The organism is Okeania sp., assembly GCF_035285525.1.
Classification (GTDB): Bacteria; Cyanobacteriota; Cyanobacteriia; order Cyanobacteriales; family Microcoleaceae; genus Trichodesmium.
On the sequence record NZ_JAYKGW010000095.1, the window covers coordinates 1 to 8,444 of the forward strand.

Annotated in this window: 6 protein-coding genes; 3 read left to right on the forward strand and 3 right to left on the reverse strand. The window is 36.5% G+C overall.

Annotated features, from left to right (window positions below; translation table 11 throughout):
- Both VKJ25_RS09025 and VKJ25_RS09030 read left to right on the forward strand, forming a co-directional pair.
- On the forward strand, window positions 1–667 hold a 667-nt coding region (locus tag VKJ25_RS09025; protein ID WP_324236296.1), incomplete at its 5' end, for a hypothetical protein.
- A gap of 409 nt (window positions 668–1,076) precedes the next feature.
- Window positions 1,077–1,835, forward strand: coding sequence for an HAD family hydrolase (locus tag VKJ25_RS09030; protein ID WP_324236297.1), 759 nt, complete (start codon window positions 1,077–1,079; stop codon window positions 1,833–1,835).
- 284 nt (window positions 1,836–2,119) lie between these two features.
- Here VKJ25_RS09030 and ispE read toward each other — a convergent pair whose 3' ends face one another.
- Both ispE and VKJ25_RS09040 read right to left on the reverse strand, forming a co-directional pair.
- A complete protein-coding gene (ispE, locus tag VKJ25_RS09035; RefSeq protein WP_324236298.1) occupies window positions 2,120–3,064 on the reverse strand; it encodes a 4-(cytidine 5'-diphospho)-2-C-methyl-D-erythritol kinase in 945 nt (314 codons plus the stop codon).
- A gap of 415 nt (window positions 3,065–3,479) precedes the next feature.
- The gene (locus VKJ25_RS09040; protein ID WP_324236299.1) at window positions 3,480–4,262 is read right to left on the reverse strand and encodes a DUF4058 family protein; all 783 of its coding nucleotides are present in this window, start codon (window positions 4,260–4,262) and stop codon (window positions 3,480–3,482) included.
- A 578-nt stretch (window positions 4,263–4,840) separates the two neighbouring features.
- Between VKJ25_RS09040 and VKJ25_RS09045 the strand changes: the two genes are divergently transcribed.
- A complete protein-coding gene (locus tag VKJ25_RS09045) occupies window positions 4,841–5,329 on the forward strand; it encodes a hypothetical protein (protein WP_324236300.1) in 489 nt (162 codons plus the stop codon).
- Between the two features lie 139 nt (window positions 5,330–5,468).
- On the opposite strand, the gene VKJ25_RS09050 is transcribed toward VKJ25_RS09045, so the two are convergent.
- Window positions 5,469–8,333: a WD40 repeat domain-containing protein gene (locus VKJ25_RS09050; protein ID WP_324236301.1), complete on the reverse strand. Its 2,865-nt coding sequence runs from the start codon at window positions 8,331–8,333 to the stop codon at window positions 5,469–5,471.
- Window positions 8,334–8,444: the final 111 nt, after the last annotated feature.

The following is an 8,444-nucleotide window of genomic DNA, read 5'->3' on the forward strand; positions in this document are numbered from 1 at the left end:
TGCTTGTATATTTGGTTCAGCATTAGGTACTTTGGGAGTAGCATTTTCTGGACAAGTATTTTATGCAGTCGCCCCCATAACATTAGCTTTATCTCTAAATGTGGCTAATAGATATCGATTAGAACAGTATATCTTATCATCTCAAAAATCTGAAATAGAATCAGTTCAAAACTCAGTAGAAAGATTAGAAAAAAATGCTGTTAAAGTAATAATTAAACTTCGTCAACAACTGTCTACAGAAATAAAATCAGTTCGTGAACAATTATCCAGTAAATCAATAGAAACTGTAAACTCAGAAATACAACAACAACTAACTGCACTAGAACATTCAGCTTCTTCTGTAGAAAAAAGTTTGGCATCTGTAGACAATAAAGCTATGACTGCTGATGATTGGGAAATAGTAAATGGTCGTCTTTTGGTAATTGAAGAAGCGATCGCTAATTTGCAAAAGGATATGGAAATATTACCTAAAGAACCTCAAGTAGATATATCCGAACTTGAGGCCAAAGTTGACAATCTAGAAATACAAAATACACAGGTAGTTAAACCTCACTTGAAGCGCCTGATTACACTTGTAAGACAATTACAACATACAAATTATTCTAACTCTTCATCTCATCAGTCCTTAATTTCCAGACAACCAATTAGAGAATATAATGGGGAATAATTCAAGTAATCTGAAAATGGGTTTTAAGTATAAAAAATTGTCAGCATTCAGAAGTCAGCTATCAGCTATGAATTATATAGAATCCGGTTAAATACTTATCGTATCTGCAAAAGGAAGGCAGAGGGTAGAAGGCAGAAGGCAGAAGGGAAAGAAATATGGAGAGGAAAAAAGTTTTTCATCAACTAATTATCCGGATTCTATATTATTAACTTATCCTGTTTGGCAGGAGAAATTAATCTCCAAAAAGTTAAAAGAAAAAGCTCGTCAGCTAATTTTAATCAGTCCTTTACGTTTGCTCGGCTATTAGCTGACTGCTGACTGCTAATAGCTGAATGCTTACAAATAATTTTAAATTTCTGTTAGGAAAAATGTCAGTATGATAACTGTTAACTAATAATTGATAACTGAAATGACTGAACCGTTAACCCTAATATTTGATGTTGATGGCACTTTAGCTGATACAGAAAAAGATGGCCATAGAGTAGCTTTTAATCAAGCCTTTGCTGAAGTAGGTTTGGACTGGGAATGGTCAATTCCTTTGTATGGAGAATTATTAGCGATCGCTGGTGGTAAAGAACGAATTAAATTTTATATTGATAAGTATAAACCAAATTTGTCCTCATCACTTCCACTACCAGAATTAATTTCTAATCTACATAAGAGTAAAACAAATTATTACCGAGAATTATTAAGAACAGGTGCTATACCATTACGCCCAGGAGTAGAAAGACTATTAAAAGAAGCACGAGGTAATAATATGCGGTTAGCGATCGCTACTACTACTACTATGGCAAATGTGGAAGCATTATTAGAGTATACTTTGGGGAAAGAAAGTATTTCGTGGTTTGAAATAATTGGAGCAGGAGATATAGTTCCCGCAAAAAAACCTGCACCAGATATTTATCTTTATGTATTAGAAAAAATGAATATTCAAGCTGAAAATTGTATAGCGTTTGAAGATTCATATAATGGTTTACAATCTGCTGTACAATCAGGATTAAAAACAATAGTGACTGTTACTGATTATACTCGTAATCAGGATTTTACAGGTGCAACTTTAGTCTTAGATAATTTAGGAGAACCAGAAAAATCATTTACTGTTATTAGTGGAGATACTAAAGATAGAACTTATTGCGATCTAAAATTAATTGAGTTTTTCCAAGATTAACACTAAGTAACAGGTAACAGGTAACAGGGAACAGTAGAATATTAAGGATTTTTCCTATAGGGAAATGCTCCGCAAATAGGATTTCTAAATGTCTGCGCCCTTTGTTTCGACTTTGATAATAATAAAAATTGATGATTTATAGATAAGAATTGATTCTATTTTTTATTTGTGGAGATGTCTATTAGATATCTCCACAAATCACTCATTAAAATCAATGATCCCATACGAAATTGTCAATTATTTTTCCCTGTTTCCTGTTCCCTGTTCCCTATTTTCTAGAGATATCAATCAGCAATACTAATACCACTAGAATTAAACTGTGCTATCCAAAATTCTAAATCTGGGTCAGAAATTTTCGCTTTTACTGCTGCTTTAACTTGCTCTGCTTGAGATTGAGATTCTGTTAAAGCAAACACAGTTGGTCCCGATCCTGACATCATAGCTCCTAAAACATTCTCAGAGGCAAAAGCTTCTCTTAATTTTAATAATTGGGGATATTCTGGTAAAGCTATTTTTTCTAGATCGTTATGTAATAGTTTGCCAATTTCCCTGTGGTTGTGGTTAGCGATCGCCGATATCATTGGTTCAGAATGTACTCTTTGCCCGCTATTTTCTTGACCTTCTGTATCAGTAACATAAGTATGACCGAACTTTCGACGATAAGTTTTATACGCCCAAGGTGTAGAAATAGAGAGTTTTCTGTATTTAGCCAAAACCAAATAAATATCGTCTAAATTTGGCAATGGGGAAAGCACTTCACCCCGACCAGTCGCTAAAGCAGTTCCGCCACCAACACAAAAAGGAACGTCCGAACCCAACTGCGCTCCCAACTCTTGCAACTCTCCCCTAGTTAAACCCAGTCCCCACATTAAATCTAAACCAACCAATACTGCTGCTGCATTTGCGGAACCTCCTGCTAATCCCGCTGCCACAGGAATATGTTTATGGATAGTAATTTCAACGCCACCGTATTGAGCAAATACATCTGGAAATTGTTTGCTCATCAGAGAAGCTGCTCGGTAAGCAATATTACTTTCATTTTCAGGAACTAGGGGATGGTCGCATCGCACCACAATATTTTCAACACCAATAGAACGAATATCTATTTGATCTGCTAGACTAATGCTTTGCAAAACCATTGCTAATTCGTGATAACCATCTGGGCGATCGCCGATAATTTCTAGATATAGATTGATTTTAGCAGGGGCAATTAATGAGTAAGAGCGCATTTTAGATAGTATATAGTTTGATTATTTTAATTTATCAGGACTTACGCAAAATATCAAATCATATCATGTCTGAAGCAAGAAGTGCATGGGGTAGTAGCGAGTCCCGTGCAGAAATTTTCATAGTTACTCTCAGATTTACATAAACCCGCCCCCATTAGAGGTAGTAGCGAGTCCCGTGCAGAAATTTTCATAGTTACTCTCAGATTTACATAAACCCGCCCCCGTTAGAGGTTGGGGGCAGATTTAGCTAACTTAAAGCGTGAAAACTCACTTAATGGTGAAACCCGCCCCTACAGAACCTGATTCCCTAATGCACTTACTATTCTTTTGTCCGCCTCCTGTCTAATTATGATTTCTGCTGACTCCTAACTCGTAGCTACTCTGTGTTCCCTACTCCCTACTTTCTACTCCCTACTTATTTTAGTTTGTGTTGTCGCAACCAAGTATCTACCCAATTTGCATCATGTTCTGATAATTCCGGTACTGGTTGTTGAGCGTAATCTATTTTTAAATCATAACAACCAATATCATAAATATTCGTCAATAATGTTTGTAAATCTATAATTATTTCTGTATCTTCTGGACGTAATGGTAAAGGAAATTCAGGGATTTCATCTTGGATATTGAATACATATAAATCTGCTTTTGGTCGCTGATTTTTCCGACTAACTAAAATCCGATAATGACTTTTAATTTGTTGATTTAAAATAGGCATTCGTTTACCATAACGAAGTAAATCTATTTCAATAAAATTAGTAGAACTGGCTAAAACTGTTTCTCGTTTTTCCAAATAAATTTCCCTACCTTTTCCAGTTCTTTTATTGCTAGGAGATAATATTTCAATAGCAGTTACAACTTCCTTAGTTGCTACTTCTTTAATTTCCAAATATCCTTGGCGAATAGTTATAGGTACAGGCAAAATTACTTTTGTTGGTTCTGTAACTACAACTTGATATTCTGTAGAATTTGAGTTGTTAACTTGATTTTTTTTTGACAGCACTGAAACATCAGGAATATCTGCAAGTAGAGATTCTGTATCGTTAATTTCATACATTCTAACTGCTAGAGAAACTGAATATTTCGGACTTAATTGGGGAGATAATAAGTCGGCTATCCTGACAATTAGTTTATTATGCAACCCCGGCCATAAATCGGGATGTTCTAAATATGGGTCAATACCAGGAAATGGAGATGGCATAAATTTTTCTCCTTTTTAATTGTTAGTTTTGGTAGCTAAACCACTATGTAGGGATTTAGCCCTAATTTATGGATATTGCTTAAGCACTACTACAAACAAAGTTGATAACTAAAATATTATAAATCAGATTTTGCCATTAATTTCTAGATAGGGAGTAGGGAGTAGGGAGTAGGGAGTAGGGAGTAGTGAAGAGTCAAGAGGAATAAGGAGTTGTGGAGAATATACACGGTTCCCGATCAATCGAAAAAATTATCCCTTGACTTGGGTGCCCCTATCTTACCAAAATATTCACTTGAGTAGCCCTATCAGACTAAAATCTGATACTTTTGTTACGACCTAAAAAGGCTAAAAGCTTTATCTAATAAACACTTTTATATTTAATCAGCAACCCCTTATTATTTCTGTATCTTCTGGATGTAATGGTAAAGGAAATTGAATAATTTTATCTGGGATATTGAAAGTATAGAATCTGCAATTTCCAGATGCATAATTAATTAGTAAAAGCATATTTTAGATAGCTTGATTATTTTAGTTTATATTGGTATAGTTATAAAAATCAATCAACAGAATAAATTCCTATGAATAAAATATTTCATTTTTTAATTACAACTTTCTTAATAATAATTGTTGCTTTTATTGGATTAGTAAATGCAGAACAGAGTATTGCTGCCGATATGGGTGGAACAGTTATAAATAAAAACGTTCCTCAAGTTGCCCCAGTATTAGAGGAAAAAGCTTCTTCAAATATTAAAGCAAGCGAAGTTGAGCTTCTTCCTTGTCACATTTTTGATCCTTTATGTACATCTGGTTCAGAAAATTCAAGCTCTCTATCCGAGCAAGATGCCTCAGTATTAGAGGAAAAACCTGCTTCAATTTCTTCTCCAAATATTAAAATACCAAAGGAAGTTGAGCTTCCTCTTCCTCTTCCTTGTGAATTTGCAATTCCCCCATGTACATCTCGTTCAGAAAATTCAAGCTCTCTAAATCTTAAACCTGATTTTGATTGTCACCTTTTTAACCCCCCATGTACATCTACTTCAGAAAATACAAACTCTATATCCGATTGACAACAGAATAAAAATCCTTCAAGTCTCTAAAGATTATTGTTAATTATAGTTGGCTGTCAAGGTGAAATTTATAAACTTAAAACCCCAGTTTCTTGAGAAAGAGACTGGGTTTCTAATTCACTACACTCTATCAAATTGACTATGGACAGAGTGAGCGATCGCTTTTATTATTATATTGCAAATAGTTATGTAACCAGTTACAACTATAAGATAATAGCTCATCCGGATTTAACGTTTGTAATCTTTCATTATCAATACCCCACAGTTTTACAGTTCTATCAAAACTGGCGGATGCCAAAATATTGCCATCAGGGCTAAAGCTTAAACGAAACACCCCTGCGTCATGGCCTCTAAATGTTTGAAGTTCTTGGTAGTTGCTCAAGCTCCAAAGCTTCACTGTTTGATCGTCACTTGCAGATGCTAGAATTTTCCCTTTGGGATCAAAGCTAATACCCCAAACTCTACCAGTGTGCCCTTTCATTGTCTTCAGTAATTTACCACTCCGACTCCAAAGGTTAATATTTTTGTTCTTACCAGCAGAAGCAATTAATTGACCATCAGGACTAAATTTCACAGCCCAAACTTCATCTTCATGTCCTGTTAAAATCGTCTTTAATTTGCCATCAACTGTCCATATTCTAACAGTTTTATCCTTGCTAGCAGAAGCAATTAATTTTCCATCCGGACTAATATCAATACCATAAATAGGTTGTTTGTGTTCCTCTATTTTCCTCAGTTCCTCACCATCATAATTCCATAATCTGATAGTCTTGTCATCACTTCCAGAAACAATGATTTCTTCAGTGGGACTAAAGGCAACAGCATTCACAGGTTCAGTATGTCCTTTTATTTCCAATATATTCTTTCCTTCGACAGTCCAAAGCTTGATTGTTTTATCTTGGCTAGCAGAAGCAATAAATCGACTATCAGAACTGATACTTAAGTCATTTATCCAATTATTATGCCCTATAAAAGTATTAACTTTTTCTCCCTGAAAGTTCCAGAAGGTAATGTTCCCATCAATACTTGCTGAAATAATGGTTTTGGTTTTGGGGCTAAATACTACATCGGTAACAGGTTTACTATGTCCGTCAAGTGTTTTAGGAGTTTTACTCAGATTTTGAAGATTCCAAACTTTCAGGATATTGCGATCGCTAGCTGATACTAACAACTGTTGGTTAGGACTAAAAGCAATCTCATTAATCCCATCATTATGCCCCTGCAAAGTTTTAATCTCTTCGCCATCTAGATTCCACAGTTTAATAATTCCACCGTCATCAGCAGAAGCTATTATTTGACCATCAGAACTAAATCTCACACTGGTAACTATATTATCATGTCCTGCTAAACTTTTAAGTTCACTTCCATCTAAGTTCCAAAGTTTAACTGTCTTGTCAAGACTTGCAGAGACAATTATTTCATCTTTTGGGCTAAAACTAACGCTGGTGATACTATCTCCATGCCCTGTTAAAGTAGCAATCTTTTCACCATTCTTTAAATCCCATAGTTTGATTGTTTTATCTAGACTGCCAGAAGCAAGTATTTGACCATCAGAACTAAAAGAGATGCTGGAGATACTTTTTTCATGTCCTGCCAAAACTCTATTTATTTTACCATCAATACTCCAAAGTTTGATTGCATTGTCAGCAGTTGTAGAAGCGATTATTTCATCTTTTGGGCTAAAACTAACCCTGGTAATATATCTTTGATTTCCTTGAAAAGTAGCAATCTCTTGACCATTTCTCACATCCCATAATTTGACTTTTTTATCTATACCACTAGAAACAAGTGTTTTACTATCAGAACTAAAAGAGATGCTGAGAACACCATCTTTATGTCCTTCCAAAACTGTACTTGTTTTACCATCAATACTCCAAAGTCTAATTGCATTATCAGAACTTGCAGAGGCAATAATATTTCCATCAGGACTAAAACTAACACTGAGAACACCAGCTCTGTGCCCTTCTAAACGATTGTACTCTTGGATATCTTGAACAGTTCGCCTAAGTGTGGTAATAGTATCATCACGATCTTCTTCTGATACAAAAATAGGCTGTTGTAATAGCTTATTAGCCTTCACACTTGCTATCATTGCTTCAAGCTGATCGTCAAGTAACCAGAGAGATTCAGACTTAGAAGTTAGTGCTTCGATTTGACCTCCTATTACAGAGTTTCTTTGCCATAGAAAAAAGATACCTCCTATACTCACTGCCACTACAGCAATAATAGAAACTATAGTTGTTGTTTTAACTGCTATTAGAGCTTTTTTGTCACGTTCCTCTTCGCGATCGCGCAAACCCAAACTCAACTGAATAAAAACCCGCTCTTCCTGACTCAACTCCGACAACCTTTGCTGATGCCATTTCTCTGCTTCCACCAAAACCAACCCCCGCAACAACGCTCCCTCATCCTTATCCTTCTCTACCCATTCTGCCAAACGAACCTTTAACTTTTCTTGCCAAACCCGAAACTCCCAACTATCCTTCATCCATCCACGCAACATTCCCCATTTTCTAATCAACGCCTCATGGATCACCTCCACAGTTTCCTCACCAGTTTCATCTCGCCCCGTTACCACCAACCGAGCATCAGCTAACCGCCTCACCAAATCCCAATTATTCGCCCCCACATCAGCACGAGTCGCCACTTTGCGAGTATCATCAGTTCCCTTCCCTGGTTGCACCAACTGAATAAAAACCCGTTCCGCCCTTTCCCGATCTACCTCACTCAACTTTTCATAAACATTATCCGCATAACTTGCCAACGCCTTCTCAACCCCTCCCACTTCCTCATAACCTTCGTGAGTAAGTTGACCATAACTTTGCTTATTCCACAAACGCTCCAAAGCAAACTCCAACAAAGGCAAATTACCAGGCGATCGCTCCACATCCTTTAATATTCGCTCAGTCAACCCTGCCTCCAACCGCACCCCCAACTTTTGCGCAGGCATTTCAATAACCGCTCGCAACTCCTGACCATTCATCGGCGCCAAAAAATAAGTCACATTCCTCTTATTCCCCCCTTTCAAAGGGGGGCTGGGGGGGATATTCTCCCAACCTTTCAAAGGGGGGCTGGGGGGGATATTCTCCCAACCTTTCAAAGGGGGGCTGGGGGA